The sequence below is a fragment of the Nonomuraea sp. NPDC003804 genome, from assembly GCF_040610675.1.
Taxonomy (GTDB): domain Bacteria; phylum Actinomycetota; class Actinomycetes; order Streptosporangiales; family Streptosporangiaceae; genus Nonomuraea.
In genome coordinates this window covers 308,564-332,554 of record NZ_JBEXMT010000005.1, presented here as the reverse complement: position 1 = coordinate 332,554, position 23,991 = coordinate 308,564, and the positions used below count along the sequence as shown (strand labels likewise).

Annotated in this window: 20 protein-coding genes and 1 pseudogene; 17 read left to right on the top strand and 4 right to left on the bottom strand. The window is 71.2% G+C overall.

All coding sequences use genetic code 11. The features are described from left to right. The first annotated feature begins 158 nt into the window (after nt 1-158). The 7 genes from ABZX22_RS09480 (at nt 159) to whiA (ending at nt 7,231) form a co-directional block, all read left to right on the top strand. Nucleotides 159-596, top strand: a complete 438-nt coding sequence (locus tag ABZX22_RS09480; RefSeq protein ID WP_354907143.1) for a Rieske (2Fe-2S) protein — start codon at nt 159-161, stop codon at nt 594-596. A gap of 109 nt (nt 597-705) precedes the next feature. Further along, nucleotides 706-1,182 carry a Rieske (2Fe-2S) protein gene (locus tag ABZX22_RS09475; RefSeq protein ID WP_354907142.1) on the top strand — a complete coding sequence of 159 codons (477 nt, stop codon included), beginning with the start codon at nt 706-708 and terminating at the stop codon, nt 1,180-1,182. Nucleotides 1,183-1,231: 49 nt separating this feature from the next. Further along, nucleotides 1,232-1,723 (top strand): Rieske (2Fe-2S) protein, encoded by a 492-nt coding sequence (locus ABZX22_RS09470; protein WP_354907141.1) that lies wholly within the window; start codon nt 1,232-1,234, stop codon nt 1,721-1,723. A 230-nt stretch (nt 1,724-1,953) separates the two neighbouring features. Then, nucleotides 1,954-3,861: an excinuclease ABC subunit UvrC gene (uvrC, locus tag ABZX22_RS09465; protein WP_354907140.1), complete on the top strand. Its 1,908-nt coding sequence runs from the start codon at nt 1,954-1,956 to the stop codon at nt 3,859-3,861. Between the two features lie 5 nt (nt 3,862-3,866). After that, nucleotides 3,867-4,754: an RNase adapter RapZ gene (rapZ, locus tag ABZX22_RS09460; RefSeq protein ID WP_354907139.1), complete on the top strand. Its 888-nt coding sequence runs from the start codon at nt 3,867-3,869 to the stop codon at nt 4,752-4,754. Between the two features lie 431 nt (nt 4,755-5,185). Then, on the top strand, nt 5,186-6,178 hold the full coding sequence (gene yvcK / locus ABZX22_RS09455) for a uridine diphosphate-N-acetylglucosamine-binding protein YvcK (RefSeq protein WP_354907138.1): 993 nt from the start codon (nt 5,186-5,188) through the stop codon (nt 6,176-6,178). A gap of 72 nt (nt 6,179-6,250) precedes the next feature. Then, nucleotides 6,251-7,231 (top strand): DNA-binding protein WhiA, encoded by a 981-nt coding sequence (whiA, locus tag ABZX22_RS09450; RefSeq protein ID WP_354907137.1) that lies wholly within the window; start codon nt 6,251-6,253, stop codon nt 7,229-7,231. A gap of 658 nt (nt 7,232-7,889) precedes the next feature. Here whiA and ABZX22_RS09445 read toward each other — a convergent pair. After that, on the bottom strand, nt 7,890-8,390 hold the full coding sequence (locus ABZX22_RS09445; protein ID WP_354907136.1) for a hypothetical protein: 501 nt from the start codon (nt 8,388-8,390) through the stop codon (nt 7,890-7,892). Between the two features lie 186 nt (nt 8,391-8,576). On the opposite strand from ABZX22_RS09445, the gene gap reads away from it, so the two are divergent. The 5 genes from gap to ABZX22_RS09420 all read left to right on the top strand — a co-directional run bounded on the left by gap (nt 8,577) and on the right by ABZX22_RS09420 (nt 12,333). Further along, nucleotides 8,577-9,581 carry a type I glyceraldehyde-3-phosphate dehydrogenase gene (gap, locus tag ABZX22_RS09440; RefSeq protein WP_354907135.1) on the top strand — a complete coding sequence of 335 codons (1,005 nt, stop codon included), beginning with the start codon at nt 8,577-8,579 and terminating at the stop codon, nt 9,579-9,581. Continuing rightward, nucleotides 9,581-10,759 (top strand): phosphoglycerate kinase, encoded by a 1,179-nt coding sequence (locus ABZX22_RS09435; RefSeq protein WP_354907134.1) that lies wholly within the window; start codon nt 9,581-9,583, stop codon nt 10,757-10,759. The genes gap and ABZX22_RS09435 overlap by 1 nt, the downstream gene beginning before the upstream one ends. Before the next feature lie 48 nt (nt 10,760-10,807). Beyond that, nucleotides 10,808-11,590: a triose-phosphate isomerase gene (tpiA, locus tag ABZX22_RS09430; RefSeq protein WP_354907133.1), complete on the top strand. Its 783-nt coding sequence runs from the start codon at nt 10,808-10,810 to the stop codon at nt 11,588-11,590. A gap of 98 nt (nt 11,591-11,688) precedes the next feature. After that, the gene (gene secG, locus ABZX22_RS09425) at nt 11,689-11,919 is read left to right on the top strand and encodes a preprotein translocase subunit SecG (RefSeq protein ID WP_354907132.1); all 231 of its coding nucleotides are present in this window, start codon (nt 11,689-11,691) and stop codon (nt 11,917-11,919) included. Nucleotides 11,920-11,988: 69 nt separating this feature from the next. After that, nucleotides 11,989-12,333 carry an RNA polymerase-binding protein RbpA gene (locus ABZX22_RS09420; RefSeq protein ID WP_354907131.1) on the top strand — a complete coding sequence of 115 codons (345 nt, stop codon included), beginning with the start codon at nt 11,989-11,991 and terminating at the stop codon, nt 12,331-12,333. Between the two features lie 167 nt (nt 12,334-12,500). On the opposite strand, the gene ABZX22_RS09415 is transcribed toward ABZX22_RS09420, so the two are convergent. Both ABZX22_RS09415 and ABZX22_RS09410 read right to left on the bottom strand, forming a co-directional pair. Continuing rightward, the gene (locus ABZX22_RS09415; RefSeq protein WP_354907130.1) at nt 12,501-14,108 is read right to left on the bottom strand and encodes an amidohydrolase; all 1,608 of its coding nucleotides are present in this window, start codon (nt 14,106-14,108) and stop codon (nt 12,501-12,503) included. A gap of 9 nt (nt 14,109-14,117) precedes the next feature. Then, nucleotides 14,118-15,512, bottom strand: a complete 1,395-nt coding sequence (locus ABZX22_RS09410) for an FAD-dependent oxidoreductase (RefSeq protein WP_354907129.1) — start codon at nt 15,510-15,512, stop codon at nt 14,118-14,120. Between the two features lie 106 nt (nt 15,513-15,618). Here ABZX22_RS09410 and ABZX22_RS09405 point away from each other — a divergent pair, with 106 nt between their 5' ends. Continuing rightward, on the top strand, nt 15,619-16,635 hold the full coding sequence (locus ABZX22_RS09405; protein ID WP_354907128.1) for a GNAT family N-acetyltransferase: 1,017 nt from the start codon (nt 15,619-15,621) through the stop codon (nt 16,633-16,635). Nucleotides 16,636-16,822: 187 nt separating this feature from the next. On the opposite strand, the pseudogene ABZX22_RS09400 reads toward ABZX22_RS09405, so the two are convergent. Further along, nucleotides 16,823-17,242 (bottom strand): annotated as a pseudogene (locus ABZX22_RS09400) (Clp protease N-terminal domain-containing protein); the annotation flags it as partial. A gap of 70 nt (nt 17,243-17,312) precedes the next feature. Here ABZX22_RS09400 and ABZX22_RS09395 point away from each other — a divergent pair. The 4 genes from ABZX22_RS09395 (at nt 17,313) to ABZX22_RS09380 (ending at nt 23,878) form a co-directional block, all read left to right on the top strand. Beyond that, nucleotides 17,313-18,029, top strand: coding sequence for a hypothetical protein (locus tag ABZX22_RS09395; protein WP_354907127.1), 717 nt, complete (start codon nt 17,313-17,315; stop codon nt 18,027-18,029). Nucleotides 18,030-18,136: 107 nt separating this feature from the next. Next, entirely contained in the window at nt 18,137-18,607 is a 471-nt protein-coding gene (locus ABZX22_RS09390; RefSeq protein ID WP_354907126.1) for a GNAT family N-acetyltransferase, read from the top strand. 433 nt (nt 18,608-19,040) lie between these two features. Then, a complete protein-coding gene (gene lanL / locus ABZX22_RS09385) occupies nt 19,041-21,824 on the top strand; it encodes a class IV lanthionine synthetase LanL (protein ID WP_354907125.1) in 2,784 nt (927 codons plus the stop codon). 275 nt (nt 21,825-22,099) lie between these two features. Continuing rightward, nucleotides 22,100-23,878 carry an ABC transporter ATP-binding protein gene (locus tag ABZX22_RS09380; protein ID WP_354907124.1) on the top strand — a complete coding sequence of 593 codons (1,779 nt, stop codon included), beginning with the start codon at nt 22,100-22,102 and terminating at the stop codon, nt 23,876-23,878. Nucleotides 23,879-23,991: the final 113 nt, after the last annotated feature.

Here is a 23,991-nt window from a genome sequence, read left to right as displayed (position 1 = left end):
GACCATCGGCGCACCATCCGCTGACCGCTGACCGCTGACCGCAGTGCCACCTGCCCGCGGCCGGGGCCGGATGCGGGACCGAGGGGTGGTCTCAATAGGCTTAAGAACAGGTAAAGGCCCGGCCTGACATGGGCGACGGGGGAAGGTGGAGGGGGCACATGGCAGGCGAGGAGCAGGGCGGCGGCATGCCCGCGATCGGGCGGCGCGAGATGCTGGGCGTGACGGGCGTGGCCGTGTGCGGCGTCGCGCTGGCGGGCTGCGGCACCTCCGACGGGTCCGCGAAGGCGGTGGTGCCGCCGGGTATCAAGGGCAAGGTCATCGCCAAGAAGGCCGACGTGCCCGTGGGCAGCGGCAAGGTGATCCAGGAGTGGAAGATCGTGATCACCCAGCCCACGTCGGGGGTGTTCAAGGCCTTCACCGCCAGGTGCCCGCACCGCGGCTGCTCGGTGAACCGGCCCCAGGACGGCGTCATGACCTGCCCCTGCCACGGCAGCGAGTTCGCCGCCGACACGGGCAAGTGCCTGAAGGGCCCCGCGACGGGCCCGCTGGCGGAGTTCGCGGTCAAGGTCGAGGGTGACGGCATCGTCATTCTGTAGGGGAAAACGGTAAATGTGCATGGACCCGAGCGCTGGTTGAGGAGAGGCTGAACCGGTGCGGTCGCGCCGGCCGTACCTGACAGAGACAGCGATTCCCGGGAGGGTGACCATGGCAGAGACGACACGCCGCGCGGTGGTGCTGGGAGCCGGAGGGGCCGGCCTGGGGGTGTTGCTCACCGCGTGCGCGGGATACGGCCAGCCCTCGGGCGACGTGGTGGCCGAACCCGCGGCGAGCGGAGCGGGCCAGGAGCAGTCGGCCGAGCCGGGATCGGCCGCCTCGCCCGGCAAGAAGGCGGGCGGCGGCGAGCTCACCGGCACGGCCGACATCCCCGAGGGCGGCGGCAAGGTCTTCGCCGACAAGAAGGTCGTGGTCACGCAGCCCACGGCAGGCGAGTTCAAGTGCTTCACGGCCGTGTGCACCCACCAGGGATGCACGGTCGACGACGTCTCGGACGGCACGATCAACTGCCCGTGTCACGGCAGCAGGTACAACATCGCCGACGGCTCGGTCGCCAACGGCCCGGCGACCAAGCCTCTGGCCGAGAAGAAGATCACCGTCGACGGCGGCAGCATCTCGTTGGCATAACGCACCTTCTTTCACAATTTTCTCAGCAGTCTGCGGTTGGTTGGGCCGCATGGCAGAAGACCTTCACAGCCGCAGGACCGTCATCGCCGGCGTGGGAGCGGGCGGCCTCACCATGGTGCTCGCCGCGTGCGGTGGCGACGGCGGCGCGACCAGCGCGGCGCCCCAGGCGCAGGAAAGCTCGGCGGCCCCGTCGGCGTCGGCGTCGGCCTCGTCAGCGGCACCGGCGTCGGCACCGGCGTCGACCGGCTCGGGCGGCGGTGCCCTCACGACGGCCGCCGACGTCCCGGTCGGCGGAGGGGCGATCTTCAAGGAGCAGAAGGTCGTCGTCACCCAGCCGGCCGCCGGGCAGTTCAAGTGCTTCAGCGCGATCTGCACCCACAAGGGGTGCCCGGTGACGTCGGTGGGCAACGGGACGATCGACTGCGCCTGCCACGGCAGCAAGTTCAGCATCGAGGACGGGTCGGTCAAGAACGGTCCGGCGACCGAGCCGCTGGGCGAGGTGCCGATCAAGGTCGACGGGGACTCGATCGCGCTGGCGTGAGGTGTCGCCCGCCGTACCCGAAGGGCCTTCGGGTACGGCGGGCGCCGCGTCCGGCGCGCGGTGCCATTACGACGGTGAGCGGCACGCTCGGGGCGCGGCGGACCGGGCCGCTCCCTCGGCGGGGCGGCTGGACGCCAGGCCCCAAGACCGCGCCGTCGACGGGCCGCGGTTGACCGTCCGCTGGGCGGAGGCTGGATCGCGCTTGGTTGTCGGTGGCGGCCTATAGGCTCTTGAACGTGGCGAGCACCTTGAGTTTCCGTCCCAAGCCGGGATCGATCCCCGATTCCCCCGGGGTCTACCGGTTCCGGGACGCCAACGCCCGGGTGATCTACGTGGGCAAGGCCAAGAGCCTGCGCCAGCGGCTCAACTCCTACTTCGCCGACTTCGCCGGGCTCCATCCGCGCACGCAGACCATGCTCACCACCGCGGCGAGCGTCGACTGGACCATCGTCGGCACCGAGGTCGAGGCTCTCCAGCTCGAATACTCCTGGATCAAGGAGTTCGACCCGCGCTTCAACGTCAAGTACCGCGACGACAAGTCCTACCCCTATCTCGCGGTCACCATGGGCGAGGAGTTCCCGCGCGTGCAGGTGATGCGCGGCGCGAAGAAGAAGGGCACCCGCTACTTCGGCCCCTACTCCCACGCCTGGGCCATCCGCGAGACCGTCGACCTGCTGCTGCGGGTCTTCCCCGTGCGCACCTGCTCGGCCGGGGTCTTCAAGCGGGCCGGCCAGATCGGCAGGCCGTGCCTGCTCGGCTACATCGACAAGTGCTCGGCCCCCTGCGTCGGCAGGGTGAGCCCGCAGGAGCACCGCGATCTGGCCGAGGACTTCTGCGACTTCATGGCCGGCAACACCGGGCGCTTCATCAAACGGCTCGAACAGGAGATGCGCGCCGCGGCCGCCGAGCAGGAGTACGAGCGCGCCGCCCGCATCCGCGACGACATCCAGGCGCTGCAACGCGCGCTGGAGAAGCAGGCCGTCGTGCTCGGCGACGCCACCGACGCCGACGTGATCGCCCTGGCCGAGGATCCGCTGGAGGCGGCCGTCCAGGTGTTCTACGTACGCGGCGGGCGCATCAAGGGCCAGCGCGGCTGGGTCGTCGACAAGGTCGAGGAGACCACGCCAGGCGAGCTGGTCGAGCACTTCCTGCTGCAGATCTACGCCGAAGGCGACATCCCCAGGGAGGTGCTGGTGCCGGCGCTGCCGCCGGACGCCGCGGCCGTCACCGAGCTGCTGGGCGAGCAGCGCGGCGCCAGGGTGGAGCTGCGGGTGCCACAGCGGGGCGACAAGAAGTCGCTGATGGAGACCGTCGAGCGCAACGCCAAGGAGGCGCTGGCCCAGCACAAGCTGCGCAGGGCCGGCGACCTGACGACGCGCAGCCAGGCGCTGCAGGAGATCGCCGACGCGCTCGACCTCGACCAGGCGCCGCTGCGCATCGAGTGCTACGACGTCTCCCACCTGCAGGGGGAGAACGTCGTGGCGTCGATGGTGGTGTTCGAGGACGGCCTGGTCCGCAAGAGCGAGTACCGCCGCTTCGCCGTACGGACCAAGGAGGGCGACGTCGCCTCGATCCACGAGGTGATCACCCGCAGGTTCAAGCGCTACCTGGAGGAGCGTTCGGCCACCGGTGAGCTGACGGCGGAGGACGATCACGGGCACGGGCCGATCGACCCCGAAACCGGCAAGCCGCGCAAGTTCGCCTACCCGCCCAACCTGGTCGTGGTCGACGGCGCGGGCCCGCAGGCCGCGGCGGCGCAGCGGGCGCTCGACGAGCTCGGCATCGACGACGTCGCGGTGTGCGGCCTCGCCAAGCGGCTCGAGGAGGTCTGGCTGCCCGGAGACGACCAGCCGGTCATCCTGCCGCGCGCCAGCCAGGGTCTCTACCTGCTGCAACGGGTGCGTGACGAGGCGCATCGCTTCGCCATCACCTACCATCGATCCAAGCGGTCCAAGACGGTGAAGGAGAGCGCGCTCGACGGAGTGCCTGGCCTCGGCCCGGCGCGCAGGCAGGCGTTGCTCAAGCATTTCGGCTCCGTGAAGCGGCTACGTGAGGCCACCGTGGCCGAGATCTGCGAGGTCCCCGGCATCGGCCGCGCGACCGCAGAGGTGATCGTGTCAAGGTTTGCCCAGGAGTGAGGGTTATGAGCAGCCCAGAACATCAAGGACGCGCCGAGACCGCGTTCGTCATCGTGACCGGCATGTCAGGCGCCGGACGTAGCACCGCGGCCAAGGCGCTGGAGGATTTGGGCTGGTTCGTCATCGACAACCTGCCGCCTGGTCTGCTGTTCGCCATGGCGGAGGAGGCGGGCAGGGTGAAGCTGGCCGCCGACAAGGTGGCGGCCGTGGTCGATGTGCGGAGCCTCGCTTTCACCACCGACCTCAACGCCGCGATCGAGGAACTGGAGGCCCGCGGCGTGCGCGTCCGGGTCGTCTTCCTCGAGGCCAGCGACGAGGAGCTGGTGCGCAGGTTCGAGAACGTCCGCAGGCCGCACCCGCTGCAGGGCGAGGGCCGGCTGGTCGACGGCATCGCGCGCGAGCGCGGCATCCTGCGCGAGGTGCGCGCCAACGCCGACCTGGTGATCGACACCTCCGCCCACAACGTCCACGAACTGCGCAACAAGATCGTCGCCTACTTCGGCGGCGACGACCGGCCGGGGCTGCGGGTGAACGTCGTCTCCTTCGGTTTCAAGTACGGCCTGCCCGTCGACGCCGATCTCGTCGTCGACTGCCGCTTCCTGCCCAACCCGCACTGGGTGCCTGAGCTGCGGCCGATGAACGGCCTCGACGTCCCGGTGCGCGACTACGTCCTCGGGCAGGCGGGCGCCAAGGAGTTCCTCGACGCCTACGAGGAGGCCTTCAAGATCGTCGCGGCCGGATACGCGCGTGAGGGCAAGAGCTACGCGACGCTGGCGGTGGGCTGCACGGGCGGCAAGCACCGCAGCGTGGCCATGGCCGAGCAGTTCGGCGCCCGGTTGCGTGACCGCGGCATGGAGGTCCAGGTGAGTCACCGGGATGTGGGCCGGGAGTGACGGATGGGCGGGCGAGCGTAGCCGGTCGCGAGACCAGGGCCCCGGATGCCGGGGCCCGGCCGCCCTCGCGGGGGCCGGGTGGCCGTGCGGGGGTGTCCGCACGGGGTGAGGGCGACCTGGCGTCGCCGCCCCTGCGGGATCGCGGTGCTGGGACGGGGTCGTCCGTGGGTGATTCCGGTGGGCAGGTGTGGTCGTCCTGGTGGGGCTCCGGTGGCCGGGTGCGGTGGTGGCCTGCCCGGGATTCCGCCGGCCGGGTGCGGTCGTCCGGGTGGGGGCCCGGTGGCTGGACAAGGTGGTGTGCAGGGGATCCCGGTGGCCGGGCACGATGGTCCTTACGGGAGCACGGTGGTCGGGTGTGGTTGTCCCTGCGAGGTCCGGGTAGTGAGGTGCGGTTGGCGGCGCAAGGTACTGATGGCGAGGTTCGGGCGGATATGCGCGGTCCGGATGGTGACCTTCGAGAGGACCCGTGGGCTCCCGCCGCCGGGCGGGCGGGCCGCGGGCCGAAGGTGGTGGCACTCGGCGGCGGGCACGGCCTCTACGCCTCGCTCTCGGCGCTGCGGAGCGTGACCGACGAGCTGACCGCCGTCGTGACCGTCGCCGACGACGGCGGCTCCAGCGGCAGGCTCAGGCGTGAGCTCGGCGTGCTGCCGCCCGGAGACCTGCGCATGGCGCTGGCCGCGCTGTGCGGCGACGACGAGTGGGGCAGCACCTGGAGCGAGGTCGTCCAGCACCGGTTCAGGAGCGAGGGCGAGCTGCGCGGGCACGCCGTCGGCAACCTGCTGATCGTGGCGCTGTGGGAACTGCTCGGTGACCCCGTGGCGGGCCTCGACTGGGTGGGGCGGCTGCTCGGCGCGCACGGCAGGGTGCTGCCGATGGCCTCGGTACCGCTCGACATCGTCGCCGAGGTCGAGCTCGACGGCGTGATCTCGACCGTCCGCGGCCAGGTGGCGTGCGCGCTCACGCCCGGCAGGGTCCAGGCCATCTCGCTGGTCCCCGAGGATCCTCCCGCGCGTCCCGAGGCCGTCCGAGCGATCCGCGAGGCCGACTGGGTGGTCTTCGGCCCGGGGTCGTGGTTCACCAGCGTGCTGCCGCACCTGAAGGTCCCCGAGCTGGCCGAGGCGCTCCACGTGACCAGGGCCAAGCGGCTGGTGACGCTCAACCTAGCGCCGCAGCCCGGTGAGACCGACGACTTCTCCCCTCAGCAGCATCTGGAGGTGCTCAGGCAGCACGCGCCCGACCTCACGGTGGACGTGGTCCTGGCCGACACGGGCGTGGTCGACGACCGCGACGCGCTGGAGAAGGCCGCGGCCGCGCTCGGCGGAAGGCTCGTGACAGCCGTCGTGGCGGCCGAGGACGGCTCGCCGAGGCATGACCCACGACGTCTTGCCTCCGTCCTGGACGAGATTTTCCTCCAGAAGCGTTGATCCTGGTCGGCGCCGTGCGAAGGTGCGAGAGACTTCTTGGGAGCCGGTCTGTATGGGGGAGGACTAACGCTTATGGCAATGACAGGTGTGGTGAAGGACGAGCTGAGCCGACTGCCGGTGCTCAAGCCCTGCTGCCGCAAGGCCGAGGTGTCCACGCTGCTGCGCTTCGCGAGCGGGCTGCACCTCGTGGGCGGGCGCATCGTGATCGAGGCCGAGCTCGACACCAACGCCACCGCACGCCGGCTGATCAAGGACATCGGCGAGGTCTTCGGCCACAAGGCCGAGGTGCTGGTGCTCGCCCCCGCCGGGCTGCGCAAGGGCTCGCGCTACGTCGTGCGCGTCTACCGCGACGGCGAGGCGCTGGCCAGGCAGACCGGCCTGATCGACAACCACGGCCGCCCGGTACGGGGTCTGCCGCGCCAGGTGGTGGCCGGTGCCTCCTGCGACGCGGAGGCAGCCTGGCGCGGGGCCTTCCTCGCCCACGGCTCGCTGACCGAGCCCGGCCGTTCGATGTCGCTGGAGGTCACCTGCCCGGGGCCCGAGGCGGCGCTCGCGCTGGTGGGCTCGGCGCGACGGCTCAAGATCCACGCCAAGGCGCGCGAGGTGCGCGGTGTCGACAGGGTGGTGGTGCGGGACGGCGACGCGATCAGCGCGCTGCTGACCAGGCTGGGCGCCCACGACAGCGTGCTGGCGTGGGAGGAGCGGCGGATGCGCCGCGAGGTGCGGGCCACCGCCAACCGGCTCGCCAACTTCGACGACGCCAACCTGCGGCGTTCGGCGCGCGCGGCCGTGGCCGCCGGCGCGCGGGTGCAGCGGGCACTGGAGATCCTCGGTGACGACGCCCCCGAGCACCTGGTCGTCGCGGGACGGCTCCGCGTCGAGCACAAGCAGGCCTCGCTCGAGGAACTGGGCCAGATCGCCGACCCGCCGCTGACCAAGGACGCCATCGCGGGCCGCATCAGGCGGTTGCTGGCGATGGCCGACAAGCGCGCCTCCGACCTGGGGATCCCCAACACCGAGGCCAACCTCACGGTGGAGATGATGGCTCCGTGACCCGGGGGCGCCGCGGGTCGGCGTCCGCGGTTTGCCGGTCTCCACGGCGCGGTGAGACTGCTCGCTGGGCGTGACCTGCCCGTCCGGAGGCGACGTGTGAGGTGCCAGGTCGCGTCGAGGGTGTCGCGGGGGCCCTCAGGTCACGGGGTGAGGCCGGCCGCCGATGGCCGTGTGGACGTGTGGCACTGTGGCCGCGGCGCAGGATGCCCAGCTTGAAAGCGCCTCCTGTCCGCGCTGGAGGGCCGTGCGTCGGGGGTCAGGCATGCCCGGGCCTGGGAGCGGGCTGGGGCCACGCACATGGGCCGGCGGGTTTCGGAGTGGGGCGTTCACCTGGAGGCCGGCGGGCTTCGGTGGCGGGGCCGGCGACGTGGAGGTCCGTGGGGTTCGGATTGGGGCGTTCACCTGGAGGCCGGCGGGCTTCGGGAGCGGAGTCGCTCACGTGCAGGCCAGCGGGCTTCGGGGTGGGCGTTCACCTGGAGGCCGGCGGGCTTCGGGAGTGGAGTCGCTCACGTGCAGGTCCGTGGGCTTCGGGGTGGGGCGGCGGTGGCCGGTGGTGTCGGGGCTCCGGGTGGAGCTTCGCGATCCGGGGTGACTTCGGCGGTTCTGGGGTGAAGCGGGCGGAGCCTCCCCGGACCGGGGCGAAACCGGGCGGAGGAGCTCAGCGGTTCCGCGGCGTGAACAGGTCGACCGGCTCCTCGGCGGGTACGGCGGGCGGCTGCGACGCGGCGGCCTCCCGGGCCGCCCTGACCGCCTTGACCCGCTTGTGCACGAACGCGAAGGCCGCCACCGCGCTGATCACCCAGAACAGCGCGATCACCGGGTCCTTCTGGATCACCTGGTCGAACCGCGTGACGACCGTGCGGGCGGCGGCCAGGTAGCCGGTGCCGGGGGCGGCCTTCACGGTGAGCACGGTCACGCCGATCGTGGTGCCGAGGGCGGCTCCGGCGGCGCCGTACAGGGCGGCCAGGACGGGCAGGACCGCGCTGGACGGTTGGACGGCCGTCATGCCGAGCCCGACGAGCACGCCTACCAGCACCGCGACGACGCCGAGGTTGTACTCGGTGATGCCGATGACCGTCCCGTGGAGACCGGCACCGACGAGCATGGCCATCAGGCCCATGAGGGTGCCGGGTACCAGGCCTGACTTCTGCTGGCTCATGGTGATGAGGTCCTAGGAAATGAGGGGATTTGACGGTAACGAGTCGGGCACTTTACTCGACCGGGGCAAATGACGTGTGGTGATCGAGGAAAAACCGGACGGGACCTCACGTGGTCTAAACCAATTTGGGTCCGATAGTGTTTGCAGAGGTTTCAGCCCGCCATTCATGTACGAGGAGACGGTTCCGTGAGCATCCGCGTAGGCGTCAACGGCTTCGGTCGCATCGGCCGCAATTTCTGGCGCGCGGTCGCCGCCAGCGGCAAGGACATCGAGATCGTCGCGGTCAACGACCTGACCGACAACGCGACGCTCGCCCACCTGCTGAAGTACGACAGCATCCTGGGCCGCCTGCCGTACGAGGTGAAGGCCAGCAGTGACGAGATCACCGTTGATGGCAAGGCCATCAAGGTCTTCGAGGAGCGCGACCCCGCCAAGCTGCCCTGGGGCGACCTTGGCGTCGACGTCGTGGTGGAGTCGACCGGCCTGTTCACCGACGCCGCCAAGGCCAAGGTGCACGCCGACAACGGCGCCAAGAAGGTGATCATCTCCGCGCCCGCCAAGGGCGAGGACATCACCATCGTGATGGGTGTCAACCACGACAAGTACGACCCCGCCGCGCACACGATCATCTCCAACGCCTCCTGCACCACCAACTGCCTGGCCCCGATGGCCAAGGTCATCCACGACTCCTTCACCATCGAGAAGGGCCTGATGACCACCATCCACGCCTACACGCAGGACCAGAACCTGCAGGACGGCCCGCACAAGGACCTGCGCCGCGCCCGCGCCGCCGCGCTCAACGTGGTCCCGACCTCGACCGGCGCCGCCAAGGCCATCGGCCTGGTGCTGCCCGAGCTGAAGGGCAAGCTCGACGGTTTCGCGATGCGCGTGCCGATCCCCACGGGCTCGGCCACCGACCTGACCGTCGACCTGGCTCGCGAGGTCACCGTCGAGGAGGTCAACGCCGCCGTCAAGGCCGCCGCCGAGGGCCCACTCAAGGGCATCCTGACCTACACCGAGGACGAGATCGTCTCCAGCGACATCGTCACCGACCCGGCCTCCTGCATCTTCGACGCCGGCCTGACCAAGGTCATCGGCAACCAGGTGAAGGTCGTCGGCTGGTACGACAACGAGTGGGGCTACTCCAACCGCCTCGCCGACCTGATCCAGCTGGTGGGCGCTGACCTCTGATGCGCACGCTCGACGATCTCGACGTGAAGGGCCGGCGCGTCCTGGTGCGCGCCGACCTCAACGTCCCCCTCGACGGGGAGACGATCACCGACGACGGCCGCATCCGCGCGTCGGTGCCGACGATCAGCACCCTGGTGGAGCGCGGCGCGAAGGTCGTCGTCTGCGCCCACCTGGGCCGTCCGAAGGGTGAGCCGAACCCCAAGTACTCCCTCGGGCCGGTCGCCAAGCGCCTGGGCGAGCTGCTGGGCCAGGAGGTCGCCTTCTCGCCCGAGGTGATCGGCACCGAGACGGTCGAGCGTCTCCAGGACGGCCAGGTGGCCCTGCTGGAGAACCTCCGCTTCGACCCGGGCGAGGAGTCCAAGGACGACGCGGTCAGGCGCGCCTTCGCCGAGCGGCTGGCCGCCCTGGCCGAGCTGTATGTCGGCGACGGCTTCGGCGCCGTGCACCGCAAGCACGCCAGCGTCTACGACGTGCCGCAGCTGCTGCCGCACGCGGCGGGCAGGCTCATCGTGGCCGAGGTCGAGGTGCTCAGGAGGCTCACCGAGGACGTGGCGCGGCCCTACGTGGTCGTGCTGGGCGGCGCAAAGGTCTCCGACAAGCTCGGCGTCATCGCCAACCTGCTCACCAAGGTCGACAGGCTGCTCATCGGCGGCGGCATGGCCTACACCTTCCTCAAGGCCCAGGGTCACGAGGTCGGGGCGTCGCTGCTGCAGGAGGACCAGCTCGACCAGGTGCGCGGCTTCCTCGACGAGGCGGCCAAGCGCGGCGTCGAGCTGCTGCTGCCCGTCGACGTGCTGGCCGCCACCCACTTCGCCGAGGACGCCGGCCACGAGGTGGTCGACGACGACAAGATCCCCGCCGACCGGCAGGGGCTCGACATCGGCCCGCGCAGCCGCGAGCTGTTCGCGAGCAGGCTGGCCGACGCGCGCACGGTCTTCTGGAACGGCCCCATGGGCGTGTTCGAGTTCGACGCGTTCGCCGGCGGAACTCGTGCGGTGGCCGAGGCGTTGGTCGCTTCCGAGGCCTTCACCGTGGTGGGCGGCGGCGACTCGGCGGCAGCCGTACGCCGGCTCGGCTTGCCGGAGGACGGCTTCTCCCACATTTCCACCGGTGGTGGGGCTAGCCTCGAGTATCTCGAAGGCAAGACCCTGCCCGGTCTGGCCGTCCTGGAGGACTGACGTGCAGCGAAACCGACGCGCCGAGAGCGGATGCGTGGTGAGCGGGCGTTGACCACACGCAAGCCGCTCATCGCCGGCAACTGGAAGATGAACCTCAACCACCTCGAGGCCATCGCGCTGGTCCAGAAGCTCGCCTTCGCGCTGAACGACAAGGACTTCGACAAGGTCGAGGTGGCGGTGCTGCCGCCGTTCACCGACCTGCGCAGCGTGCAGACGCTGGTCGACGGCGACAAGCTGCGCATCGTGTACGGCGCGCAGGACCTCTCCCAGCATGAGGCCGGCGCCTACACCGGCGACGTGTCCGGCGCGATGCTGGCCAAGCTCGGCTGCACGTACGTGACGGTCGGCCACTCCGAGCGCCGCCAGTACCACGACGAGGGCGACGGCGTCGTCAACGCCAAGGTCCTGGCCGCCTACCGGCACTCCCTGACGCCGATCCTGTGCGTCGGCGAGGACCTCGGGGTACGGCACGCGCAGGGCCAGGTGGCCCACTGCGTGTCACAACTTGAAGCCGCTCTGCGCAGAGTCACCGAAGAGCAGGCAAAATCGATAGTGGTGGCCTACGAGCCGGTCTGGGCGATCGGTACCGGCGAGGTGGCCACCCCGCAGGACGCACAGGAGGTGTGCAGCGCGCTCCGAGCACGACTCGCCGCGCTCTACACGCCCGAAGTGGCCGCCGGCATCCGTATCCTTTACGGAGGCTCGGTCAAGTCTGACAACATCGCCGGGATCATGGCTCAGCCCGACATCGACGGCGCCCTCGTGGGCGGCGCCAGCATCGATGCAGGGGAGTACGTCAAGATCTGCCGTTTCGGCGAAATGTCTGGCTAACTGGAGCGTTCGGAGGGTGCGACTTGACAGCAGGTCGTACCCTCTAGAAGCAAGTTTGAATCGTCGCGCGAACTGAGCATTGAAAGAACGGGTCTACGGTGATTATCGGAATCTCCATCGCCCTCATCCTGGCGAGCTGCCTGATGATCCTGCTGGTGCTGCTCCACAAGGGTAAGGGCGGAGGTCTGTCCGACATGTTCGGCGGCGGCTTCTCGTCGAGCTTCGGCGGTTCCTCGGTGGTGGAGCGCAACCTCGACCGGCTGACAATCATCACCGGCATCGTCTGGTTCGTCTGCATCATCGCCCTTGGCCTGCTGCTCAAACCTTGACAGCACGTCAACGCGTGACAGTGATTCTCCCCCCGCCGCACGCGGGGCGATCGAGCGAGGAGTTCATCCGTGGGTAGTGGCAACGCGATCCGTGGCAGCCGAGTCGGCGCCGGCCCTATGGGGGAGGCCGAGCGCGGCGAGGCAGCTCCGAGAGTGCGGGTCTCGTTCTGGTGCGCCAACATGCATGAGACGCGCCCCAGCTTCGCCAGTGACGCGGCGGTCCCCGAGACGTGGGACTGCCCCCGTTGCGGGCTCCCTGCCGGCCAGGATGAGGCCGCGCCGCCGGCTCCCCCGAAGAACGAGCCGTACAAGACGCACCTGGCCTACGTGAAGGAGCGCAGGAGCGACAAGGACGGCAAGGCGATCCTCGAGGAGGCCCTCGAGCGCCTGCGCGCCAACAGGTCCCCCTGGTAGAACTTCGGTCAACGCGAAGACCCCGGCCCGTACGGGCCGGGGTCTTCGTGCTCTGCGGGGCTGAGCGCCCCGCTGCGGGCCTCGCGCGGAAGAGGGCGACCTCCCCCTCGGCGGGAAGCGCGGAAGCGGCGCGTCCGGGGCTCGCGCCCCGGACAGGCCCGAACGGGTCAGCGCTGGTAGACCGGTTCTCCGTCGACGAAGGTCAGCCGCACCCGCGTGGTCCAGATCTCCGCGGCGGGCAGGGCGAACGGGTCGCGGTCGAGAACGACCAGGTCGGCGGGACGGCCCGGCTCGATGGAGCCCGCCGGCGACCGGTTGACCCACGCCGAGCCGGCCGTGTAGGCGGTCATGACGGTGGCCAGGTCGATCCGCTCGCCCGGCAGGAACGGCGTCTGCGCGGTCGGGTAGTCCGCGTGGACGGATCCGCCCGGCTCGGTACGGTTGACCGCCACGTGCATGCCCTGGATCGGGTCGGCGTTCGACACCGGCCAGTCGCTGCCCGCGCACAGCCGGGTGCCGTGCGACAGCAGCGCCGCGAACGGGTACTGCCAGGCCGAGCGTTCCTCGCCGAGGAAGGGCAGCGTCAGCTCGTCCATCTGCGCGTGGTGGGTGGCCCACAGCGGCTGCAGGTTCGCGGTCACGCCGAGCGCGGCGAAGCGCGGCACGTCGGAGGGCTCGATGATCTGCAGGTGCGCGATGTGGTGCCGGTTGGCCGGCGCGGTCCCCTCGAGGCTGTCCAGGGCCTCCCGTACGGCCCGCTCGCCGATGGCGTGGAAGTGCACCTGGAAGCCGTGCCGGTCGAGCTCGGCGACGTGACCGCGCAGCTTGACGGGGTCGATGTAGGACAGGCCGGTCCCGCCGCACCTGCAGTACGGCTCGATCACCGCGGCGGTGAAGTTCTCGGTGATGCCGTCCTGCATGATCTTCACCGCGCCGGCGCGGAACCTGTCCAGGCCCTCGGCCATGGCCCGGCGCTCGATCAGCGACTCGATCTGCTCGGCGCCCTGGGTGCGGTCCCACCACAGCGCGCCGACCACGCGGGCCTTCAGCCGCCCCGCCTTGGCCGCCGACAGGTAGGTGGGCAGCTGGTCGTCGGAGCCGGCGTAGGAGCCGACGATCGCGTCCTGCCAGCCGGTGATGCCCAGGGAGAACAGGTGCCGCTGGGCGGTCAGCAGCGCCGCGTCGAGGTCGTCGGCGGTCGGGCGCGGCGTGAGCAGGCCCACCAGGTCCATCGCGCCCTCGTGCAGCACGCCGCTCGGGGTGCCGTCGGCGTCACGCTCGATCCTGCCGTCGGCCGGGTCGGGGGTGTCGCGGGTGATGCCGGCCAGCTCCAGCGCGCGCGTGTTGACCCAGGCCGCGTGGTGGTCGCGCTGGATCAGGTAGGCGGGCCGGTCGAGGAAGTCGAGCTGGGAGCGGTGCGGCAGGCCGCCGGGGAAGGCGGACATGTCCCAGCCGCCGCCGTCGATCCACTCCTTGTCGCAGCCCGCCGCGTACTCGGCGATCCTCGCCAGGTAGGCGTCCAGCCCGTAGATCTCCGACAGGTCGCACTTGGCGTGCTCGAGCCCCGCCTGGACCGGATGGATGTGCGCGTCGGTGACGCCGGGCATGAGCAGGCCGCCGTCGAGGTCGACCGTCTCGTGCGCGGGCGCCTGCCGTACCAGGTCGGCCTCGGCGCCGACGGCGACGATCACGCCGTCGCGCACGAGCACGGCGTCGTCGGTGGGGGCGGATCCGGTGGCGGTGAAGACGCGTCCGCCGCGGAAGAGGGTGTGCAACGGGACTCCTTAGTGACCGGTGATGAGATCGGCGAAGCGCGCCAGAGCGGACGTGCGGGACATGGAGCGCTCGCGGGCGTCGGCCGCGCGGTACAGGCGGTACATGGAGTGGACGCCGAGCCAGCGCAGCGGCTCGGGCTCCCACGCGCGCACCTCACGGCCCACCCACGGCAGGGCCGTGAGCTCGCCGGGCTCGTCCAGGATCAGGTCCCTGAGGGTACGGCCGGCCAGGTTGGTCGTGGTGACGCCGTGCCCGGTGTAGCCGCCGGCCCAGCCGAGGCCCGTGGCGTGGTCCACGTGGACGGTCGAGCACCAGTCGCGCGGCACGCCCAGGACGCCCGACCAGGCGTGGGCGATCCTGGCGGAGGCGGCGGCGGGGAAGAAGTCGACCAGCAGCGCCCACAGCGCCTCGACGGTCCACTCGTGGGTGTGCCCCCTGGCGTCGACGCGCGAGCCGTACAGGTAGGGCCTGCCCCGGCCGCCGAAGGCGATGCGGCCGTCGGCGGTGCGCTGGGCGTACATGTAGTAGTGGGCCAGGTCGCCGAGCAGTTCGGCGCCCTCCCAGCCGACCTGGTCCCAGAAGGCGTCGGGAAGCGGCTCGGTGACGATCATGGAGCTGTTCATGGGCAGCCACTGCCGCCGCAGCCCCTTGATGGTGGCGGTGAAGCCCTCGGTGGCCCTGATCACGTAGTCGGCGCGGACCGTGCCGTACGGCGTGACGGCCCGGTGCGGCGCGATCTCCTCGACCGGTGTGCGTTCGAAGATCTCGACCCCCGACTCCCTCACCGCCCTCGCCAGCCCCCGCACCAGCTTGCCCGGATGGATCCTGGCACAGTGCGGGCTCCACGAGGCCTGGACCGCGCCCGCCACGCGCAACCTGGCCTCGCGCTCCTCGGCGCTCAGCAGGCTCGCCTCGACGCCCCATGCGGCGCCCGCGGCGACCGAGGCGCGCAGCCTGGCCGCCTGCGCGCTGCCTCTGGCCACGTTGAGCACGCCGCCCTTGACGATGTCGGCGTCGATGCCCTCCTTGTCGCAGACGGCGATCACCTCGTCGATGGAGGAGTACATCTCGCGCTGCAGCAGCCTGGTGGCCTCCGCGCCGTGCGTCTTGGCGTAGCGCTCGTGGCTGCCGGCCAGGTCGCCGGTCAGCCAGCCGCCGTTGCGCCCGGAGGCGCCGAATCCGGCGAACTCCTTCTCCAGCACCACGACGTCGAGCGAGGGTCTGGCCCGCTTGAGGTAGTACGCCGTCCAGAGCCCGGTGTAGCCGGCGCCCACGATCGCCACGTCCGCTTTGCGGTCGCCGTCGAGGGCGGGTCCGATGGACGGCTCACCGAGGGAACGATGCCAGTAGGAGACGTCTCCGTTGACGAAGCCGTCGCTGAACGAAGGAACACGCGTGCTCATGGGGCACATCCTGCTATATCCGTATATCTTCATGCATCTCGCCACGGAATTCGCGATGAAACACTTTCAGCCGTTGGTTGTAACAAACGGGGCGCATCCTGGCGGCATGGGATTTCTGCGCATCCGTACCACCGTTGACGAGCGGCCCGGAAGGCTGGCCTCGCTGGCCGCCGCCCTCGCCGAGCGGGGTGGCAACATCCTCGGGCTGAGCGTCCAGCCCGACACCGACGGCACGGTCGACGAGTTCGTCGCGGACATTCCCGCTAGTCCCGACGTGGTCAAGGCGGCGCTGGAGTCGGCGGGCGGCCGCCGCGTCCAGGTCGTCGCGGCCAACGCGCACGAGCTGACCGACGAGCCCACCAGGGCGCTGCTGCTGGCCTCGCGACTGCGCGCGGCGCCGTGGCGGCTGCCCGACCTGCTGGTCGAGCTCCTACGCGCGGACGACGCCCGCTGGGTCTATGGTGACGCCGTGCACGATCTTCCCGACCCGACCCTCCTGGTCGTCCCCGTGGCCGCCAAGCGGGCCATCAAGGTGCGCAGGAGCCGGCTGCCGTTCACGCTCACCGAGGCCGCCCGCGCCGCCTCCTTCGTACGGCTGGCCCAGCCGCCCGCCGACCCGGCAGGCGGCGAGCGCGAGATCAGGCTGTCCGACGGCACCGAGGTCGTGGTCAGGCCGCTGACCGCCATCTACCGCGAGGCCGTCAAGGACCTGCACGACAGATGCTCGCCCGAGAGCCGCAGGTTCCGCTACTTCACCTCCATGCCCGCGCTGCCTCCCCGGGTGTTCGACCGGCTGTGCGACCGCGGCAGGGGGCACTCCCTGGTGGCGGGTCACGACGGCCAGGTGGTGGCGCTGGCCAACCTGATGTTCACCCCGGATCCGGGCATCGCCGAGATGGCCGTGCTGGTCGAGGACCGCTGGCAGGGGCGCGGTCTGGGCGCGGCACTGGCCAGGATGCTGGTGGAGGGGGCGCGGGACCTCGGTTACGCCGAGGTCCGGGCCACCCTGCTGTCGGACAACACGCGCATGCGGCGGCTGATGGTCTCGCTGGGCGCCACGCTCGGCTACACCGAGGACCCCGGCGTCGTCGAGGCCCGGCTCGCGGTGGGCGCCCTGGTCTAGGCGTCCTGGTCTAGGCGTCCTGCGCCTCGTCGCCGCCGGGGGTGTCTCTGGTATCGCCGGCGGCCTTCGGGTCGGCAGGTGCGCCCAGGGCGTCCAGGCGGCGTTCGATCCTTTCGAGGCTCTCCTGGATCTGGCGGAGCCGGAGGTCGAGCTGCAGCCGTTCCCTCGGCGATCCCGGGCGGAGCCGACGCACGACCCGGTGCCTGAGCCTGTTCAGGTCGAGCCCCCGGCCCACGAGCACCTGGGCGGCCACGCCCTCACCCTCGTGGATCAGCCCGAGCAGGATGTGCTCGGTGCCGATGTGGTGGTGCCCGAGCTGCAGCGCCTCGCGCAGCGACAGCTCGAGCACCTTCTTGGCGCGCGGGGTGAAGGGGATGTGGCCGGCCGGCGGCGCGAGGCCCGGCTCGACGACCTCCTCGATCGCCGACCGCAGCTCGTGAAGGTCGGCGCCGCAGTCGCGCAGCACCATCGCCGCGAGGCCGTCGTCCTCGCGGAGCAGGCCCAGGAGCAGATGCTCGGTGCCGATGTAGTCGTGGTTGAGCGTCCTCGCCTCTTCCTGGGCCAGGACGACCACGCGGCGGGCATGGTCGGTGAAGCGCTCGAACACGGGGCCTCCGTTCGAGTGGGCTGCTTCCACTATGCGCTACAACTCCCGCCCTGCGGGGTAGGTGTCAAGTGTGGATCTTGACGAGATCGCCGACCGGCTCTACGCGCTGCCCGTGGCCGAGTTCATGGCCGCGCGTGAGGCGGAGGCCCGCGCGGCCAAACAGGCGGGACAGCCGCAGCTCGCCCGCCAGGTGGCCGCGCTGCGCAAGCCCACGGTCGCCGCGTGGGCGGTCAACCAGCTCGCCCGCGCCCATCCTGACGAGCTGGCCGAACTGCTGGAGCTGGGTGAGGACCTGCGCGCCGCGTGGGCGGCCCAGGACAGGGCGGCGTTGAGCGAGCTCACCGACCGGCGCGCCAGGCTCTCCCAGCGGCTGCTCCGGCTGGTCCCCTCGGCGGGGCCCGAGGTGGAGCAGACGCTCGACGCCGCGACGGTGAACGCCGAGGCGGCCGAGCAGGTACGGCGCGGCCGTCTGGCCAAGCCGCTCAGCTACAGCGGCTTCGCCCCCGCGCCCGCGCCCAAGGCGCCTCCCGCGCGCAAACCCTCGCAGGAGGAGCAGCGGGCGGCGGAGGAGCGCAAGGCCAGGCAGCTGGCCGAGGCGACCGCGGTCTACGAGGAGTGGCGCGAGACGCTGGCGCAGGCCGTACGGGAGAGGGACGAGCGGGCCGCCAAGGTGGCGACGCTGGAGAAGAAGCTGGCCAAGGCCCGCCGGAAGCTCGCCGAGGCCGACCAGCGGGCCGAGGTGGCCCGGCGGGAGGAGGCGCACGCGCGGGCGCGACTGCGGGATTGAGGAACCGCGGCCGGCGACGCTGAGCGGAACCGTCGCGCGCATGGCTCCCAGATGGTCGCGCGAATATTCGCATGACGGCCCGCGTGAAGATCGGCTAGGGATGTCTCATGCCGATTCATGTGCGCCTCGACGACCTGTGCCCGGAGACCTGGGAGGAGGTGGCCGACCTGACGGTGGCCGACGACCAGCGTGACCTCGTCGCGTCGAACCTGTACTCGATCGCGGAGAGTCGCTTCTTGCCGGGCTTCATGACCCGGGCGGTGGTGCACGACGAGCGCGCCGTGGGCTTCGCGATGTACGGTCCCGATCCCGACGACGGTCAGATGTGGCTGTACCGGTTGATGATCGACCAGGCTCACCAGGGAAAGGGTCTGGGCCGAGCCGCTCTCGAGCAGGTCATCACACATGTGCGGGACGAGCTCGGCGCCCCTGTGCTGCGGCTGGGCGTACGCGCCGACAACGTCGCGGCCAAGGCCCTCTACCTCTCCGCCGGATTCGTCCCCACCGGGCAGACCTTCGGCCAGGAGGACATCCTGGAACTCCGCCTGTCCGCCGGCCCGGCCGTCATTCGGCGGTGATGTTCGGGCACTTGTCTCACCTTCCATGCCGGGCATCGGGATTAACGGGGATTTGTGTCGGCGTCGCGTTGTTCCAGGCTGTCTTCCGTGTCGACACAATCCCCTTGCGCGACAGGTTTCGATAATTCCACGGCGTCGCCTGACCCTCGCGCCTTCCGCTTGGCTCGCCATGAGACCCCTGCGACGCGCCTGTGCAGGTCAAGCGCGTGTCCGCCAAGGGCGAGCCGGGAGGTGAGGTGGTTCCGATGTCCTGGCCATTCAACGGGTGGGACGAAAACGCGGTGAAACATGACCGATAAAGAGGGTGGCGGCCCTTTTTGGGTGGGAAACAGGCGTTAACCTCGCATTCAATTGATTTCCCATTCATTTGCAAGAGTCCTCCACCACTGTCGGTTCCGCAGGGAAGAGCGGCGACGGCTGGAAGGGGGATCACGTGGGTGGGCGTTCGGGAGACCCGGCTGTTCTGCGCGACATCGTGACCGCCGAACTCGGGCGCGCGGGCGCGCAGGGCTGGTCGATCGCCGAGGACGACCTCTGGTGCAAGGTCACGCCGGACGCGTACGCGATGCCCGACCAGGGATGGAAGCTGCACGTCTCCGCGACGATGCTCTCCGCGCCGGTGGTGCTCTCCCGCGTCTCGCGGGTGCTCGCCGAGGCCGGTTGCGCCTTCAAGTTTCCCGCCCGGCTGGGCGACTACTGGAAGTTCCTCGAACCGCACTGCAGCCGCGCGCAGGCCGGGAAGTTCATCACCGTCTATCCGCTGGACGACGCCGAGTCGGTGCGCCTGGCGGCCCTGCTCGACGAGGCCACCCGTGGGCTTCCAGGGCCGGTGATCCTTTCCGACCGTCCGTACCGGCAGGGCGGGATCGTGCACTACCGCTACGGCGCCTTCAGCGGGCATCGCGTGCTCGGCAACGACGGGTTCTACGAGATCCGGTTGCGTTCGCCGGAGGGCCGGCTCGTTCCCGACGAGCGGCGGCCGCGCTTCTCCCCGCCGCCGTTCGCGGCCTGCCCGTTCGAGGTTCCGGCGGCGAGCCGGCGTCCCGGGGCGGCCGCGGTCATGCTGAACGACCGGTTCGTCGTCCGCGAGGCCGTACGGCACGCGAACCGTGGCGGCGTCTACCTCGCCGAGGACACCAAGACCGGTCACGACGTGGTCGTCAAGGAGGGGCGTCCGCACGCGTGCGCCGATCTGAGCGGCAGGGACGCGCGGGATCGGATCGCGATGGAACGTTCCTGCCTGGAGGCTCTCGCGCCGGCCGGGATCGCGCCGGCCGTGGTGGACTTCTTCGAGCAGGGCGGCCACGCCTTCCTCGTCGAGGAGTTCGTCCAGGGTGTCACGCTGCAGCGCTGGTCGGACGGGAACGCCGGGCCGCTGGGTGAGGACGGGTTCGGCAACGGGGCGGCGGAGGTGCTGCCCCTCGTCAGCCGCCTGATCGCGGTGCTGAAGGCGCTGCACGGCCGAGGCTACGTGTTCGGCGACCTTTCGCCGAACAACGTGATGGTCTCGCCCGGTGGCGACCTACGCCTCATCGACCTGGAGCACACGGCCGTGCCGGGCACCACCGTCATGGTGGGCGGGACCCCGGGTTACCTGGCCCCGGAGCTGGCGGGCCACACAGGGGAGTTCCTGACCGCGCCGGAGGCGGGCGCCGACCTCTACAGCCTCGGCGCGATGGTGTACTTCCTGGCGGTCGGCGCCCACCTGGACCCGCCGGGCCCCGGCCGGGTCGCCGCGGTGGCCGGCGTGGCCGGGGTGGCCGCGGCCAACCCCACGCTCGCGCTGCTGCGGCCGCTCGTGGAAGGCCTGCTGGCGGCGGAACCGGAGCGGCGCTGGTCGCTGGACAGGTGCGAGCGGTTCCTCACCGCGCTCACACCGGAGCAGGCCGCCCCCCACCTCGAGGTCAGGCTACCGGAGCGCGCCGCCGACCGGGAGGTCGCGCCGCCGGAGCGCGCCACGGCCGACCGGGAGGTCAGGTCACCGGAGCGCGCTAACGCCAACCGCGGAAACCGGCCACCGGAGCGGATCGACCGGCTGATCGATGACGGGATCGCCCACCTGGTGGGGACGGCGGACACGGGCGAAGGCGCCTCGTCGCCGTGGCCCAACGTCGCCGACGGCATGGAGGTCGATCCGTGCTCGGTGAACGGTGGCGCGCCGGGGATCCTCGGCGTCCTGACGCGGGCCGCGCCGCAGGCGAAGGCGGTCGCCGAACTCGCCCGCTGGCTGCGGGAGCGGTTGGTGGCCGAGGACGTCTGGCGGCCCGGCCTTCACTTCGGACGCTCCGGCGCGGTGTGGGCGCTGTACGACGCGGCGACGGTCATGGGCGACGCCGACCTGGAACGGTTCGCGGTGCGGGCGGCGCGGCTGCTGCCCACGGACCATCCCAGCTCCGACGTGACGCACGGGCTGGCCGGATGCGGCATGGCGGTCCTGCACATCGCGCTGGGCTCGGGCGATCTCGCGCTGCGAGACCGTGCCGCCGGGATCTTCCAGAACCTGCACGAGGCGCGCTCGTACAGCGACGGCCACCCGCAGTGGCCGACGCCGGAGACGTTCGACTCCGGCCTGGCAGGGGCCAACCACTTCGGTTTCGCGCACGGCATCGCCGGGATCGGGACCGCGTTGCTCCACGCAGGCCAGGCCCTCGACCGGCCGGACTGGACAGCGACCGTCCACGAGATCGCCCGCGCCCTCCACGAACACGCCGAGGTGGACGGGGACACCGCCTGGTGGCCGACCCTGCGCGGCGACCTGGGGACGGTGCGCCCGCGCCGGCCGCACTGGTGCAGCGGCTCCTCCGGGATCGGCTCCTTCCTCGTGAGGTACTGGCGCGTCACCGGCGACCCGACCGCGCTGGACCTGGCGCGCAAGGCGGCGGCGGCCGTGCACCGTACCCGATGGCAGTCGGGACCGGTGCCGTGTCACGGGCTGCCGGGCGACGGTGAGTTCCTGCTCGACATGGCCGAGTTCACCGGCGACGACCGCTACCGGCGGTGGGCGCGGGACCTGGCCGGCTGCCTGGAGACCCGCGCGACCGAACATCGCGGTCGCCTGCTGGTCCCCGGCCCTCATGGAGACTTCCCCCCGACTTTCCTCGCCGGCACGGCGGGGATCGTCGCCTTCCTTCTCCGGCTGCGCGACCGGTCCGCCCGGTTGTGGATGCCGGAAGAGGAGACCCCCAGGCTCGCCGTACCCACATGGGGACGGCGATGACAGGCGGCCGCGGCACAGGCGGCCCCGGCATTCACAAGGAGGTGAACGACCATGTCCTTCGACGTTCAGGACCTGCAGGCGCTCCAGGAGCTTGAGCCCGGTGCCAACGAGGCGCTCCGGCTGACCCACTGCATCAAGCACTTCGGCTGCACCGACAACTGATAGCGGAACCCGCCCGCCCGTTCCCGGGTGGGCGGGGCTCTTTTCGATCCCAGGACAGGCGTTCGACCACCAGGACGGACGTCCGATCGCCAGACAAGGACAGGCCCGGCCACGTGCACGATCGCCCCCTCTCCGCTTCGGAGGAGCCTCCCGCGCCCGGGACCTGGCGCAGGGTCGCGCGGCTGTTCATGCCGCACCGGCTCGCCATCTGCTTCGTCGTCCTGCTCGTCGCGGCCTACTCCGCGCTGAACGCCGCCGTCCCGCTGCTGACCCAGTTGGTCTTCGATCGGGCGCTGTTCGGCGCCGGCGGCCCCGACCTGCCGCTGCTCGCCCTGATCGCCGGGCTGGCGGCGGCCACCGCCTGCGCGGTCGGTGTGGTGGACCTCGGGCAGACGTGGGTGTCGGCGCGCGTCGCGCAGCGGGTGGTGCATGCGCTGCGCGTGGAGTTGTTCGGCCGCCTCCAGCGCATGCCGCTGGCCTTCTTCGCCGCGACGCGCGGCGGTGAGATCCAGTCGCGGCTGGCCAACGACACCGCGCAGATCGAGCACGCCGTCAAGGACACCCTGCCCAGCACGCTTTCCGGCGTCATCGGATTCGTGGTGGCGGCCGGTGCGATGGTGATGCTGTCACCCCTGCTCGCGGGCGCCGCACTGATCCTCACGCCGATCGTCGTCTGGGTGGCCTCCCGGTCGGGGCGAGCGCTCAAGAACCTGTCGGAGGTCAGCCAGCGCTCTCGCGCGGAACTGTCGTCCATCGTGGCGGAGCGTCTGTGCCTGGGCGGCGTCATCCTGGCCAGGGTCCACGGCAGGGGCGCGGAGGAGGCCACCAGGTTCGGCGCCGAGAGCGAGCGGCTGGCCCGGCTGGGGGTACGCTCCGGGCTGGTGGCCCAGGGGGTGCTGAGCGCGGGACACGTCTTCTTCGTGCTGACCCCCTACCTGGTGTTCGTGGCGGCGGGCCTGACCGACGGGATCACCCCTGGCACGCTGGTCGCCTTCACCGTGCTGCAGGCGAGGCTCTACCAGCCTCTGTGGCAGCTCCTGCACGTCTCCACCGAGTTCCGCTCCGCCCAGGGAGCCTTCGAGAGGGTCTTCGACTACCTCGACCTGAAGCCGGAGCCGGAGTCCGAGCCTGGTCCGCGACCGGGTCCCGCCCCCGGGCCCGGCGCGCTCACCGTCCGCGGGGCCACGTTCAGGTACGCGGGCGCGGGGCGGCAGGACCGTCCGGCGTTGTCCGGCGTGAGCCTCGCCATCCCGGCCGGGTCCACCACGCTGGTCGTCGGCCCGAGCGGCTCGGGCAAGACGACGCTCGGCCACCTCCTCGCCGGGCTGCACGCGCCCACCGAGGGATCGGTCCGGATCGACGGGGCGGAGGTCGGGCAGCCGTCTCCCGGGCGGGTCTGCATCGCCACGCAGGAGCCTTTCCTCTTCCAGGGGTCGGTCGCCGACAACCTCAGGTACGCCGCCTCCGACGCGTCGCTGGACGATCTCGTGCGCGCCTGCCGGATCACCCGGATCCACGAGCGGATCACGGCGCTCCCTGACGGCTACGACTCGCTCGTGGGAGAGCGGGGGGCGCTGCTGTCCGGTGGCGAGCGGCAGCGCGTCGCCCTGGCCCGCGCGCTCCTGGCCGACGCGTCCGTGCTCGTGCTCGACGAGGCGACCTCCGCGCTCGACCCGCTGACCGAGCTGGAGGTCGTCGAGGCGATCCTGGCCGAACGGGCGGGACGGACCACGGTGATGATCACTCACCGGTTCGGCGTGTTCGAGTCCTTCGACACCGTCGTGGCCCTGGACGGGGGCCGCGTGGCGGAGCACGGGGCTCGCCTCGACCTGCTCGGCGACCGGCACGGGTGGTACGCGCGGATGGTCCGCGCCCAGACCGGCGCCGCCTAGCTCCTGCCGTCGCTCTCGGCAAGGAGGGTCGGCGAGGAGGGTCGGCGAGGAGGGCGGTACCGCTGTTCCGCGACCCAGGTCCCGGGCGGTAGATTGGTGTACGAAACGGTTTC

What these genes read in the sequence shown, in the direction of transcription:
- yvcK (WP_354907138.1), top strand. Translation starts at nt 5,186, where the DNA reads ATGCGCGGTCCGGATGGTGACCTTCGAGAGGACCCGTGGGCTCCCGCC.
- ABZX22_RS09405 (WP_354907128.1), top strand. Translation starts at nt 15,619, where the DNA reads ATGGGATTTCTGCGCATCCGTACCACCGTTGACGAGCGGCCCGGAAGG.
- rapZ (WP_354907139.1), top strand. Translation starts at nt 3,867, where the DNA reads ATGAGCAGCCCAGAACATCAAGGACGCGCCGAGACCGCGTTCGTCATC.
- whiA (WP_354907137.1), top strand. Translation starts at nt 6,251, where the DNA reads ATGGCAATGACAGGTGTGGTGAAGGACGAGCTGAGCCGACTGCCGGTG.
- ABZX22_RS09470 (WP_354907141.1), top strand. Translation starts at nt 1,232, where the DNA reads ATGGCAGAAGACCTTCACAGCCGCAGGACCGTCATCGCCGGCGTGGGA.
- ABZX22_RS09410 (WP_354907129.1), bottom strand. Translation starts at nt 15,512, where the DNA reads ATGAGCACGCGTGTTCCTTCGTTCAGCGACGGCTTCGTCAACGGAGAC.
- ABZX22_RS09445 (WP_354907136.1), bottom strand. Translation starts at nt 8,390, where the DNA reads ATGAGCCAGCAGAAGTCAGGCCTGGTACCCGGCACCCTCATGGGCCTG.
- ABZX22_RS09390 (WP_354907126.1), top strand. Translation starts at nt 18,137, where the DNA reads ATGCCGATTCATGTGCGCCTCGACGACCTGTGCCCGGAGACCTGGGAG.
- ABZX22_RS09435 (WP_354907134.1), top strand. Translation starts at nt 9,581, where the DNA reads ATGCGCACGCTCGACGATCTCGACGTGAAGGGCCGGCGCGTCCTGGTG.
- ABZX22_RS09480 (WP_354907143.1), top strand. Translation starts at nt 159, where the DNA reads ATGGCAGGCGAGGAGCAGGGCGGCGGCATGCCCGCGATCGGGCGGCGC.
- ABZX22_RS09475 (WP_354907142.1), top strand. Translation starts at nt 706, where the DNA reads ATGGCAGAGACGACACGCCGCGCGGTGGTGCTGGGAGCCGGAGGGGCC.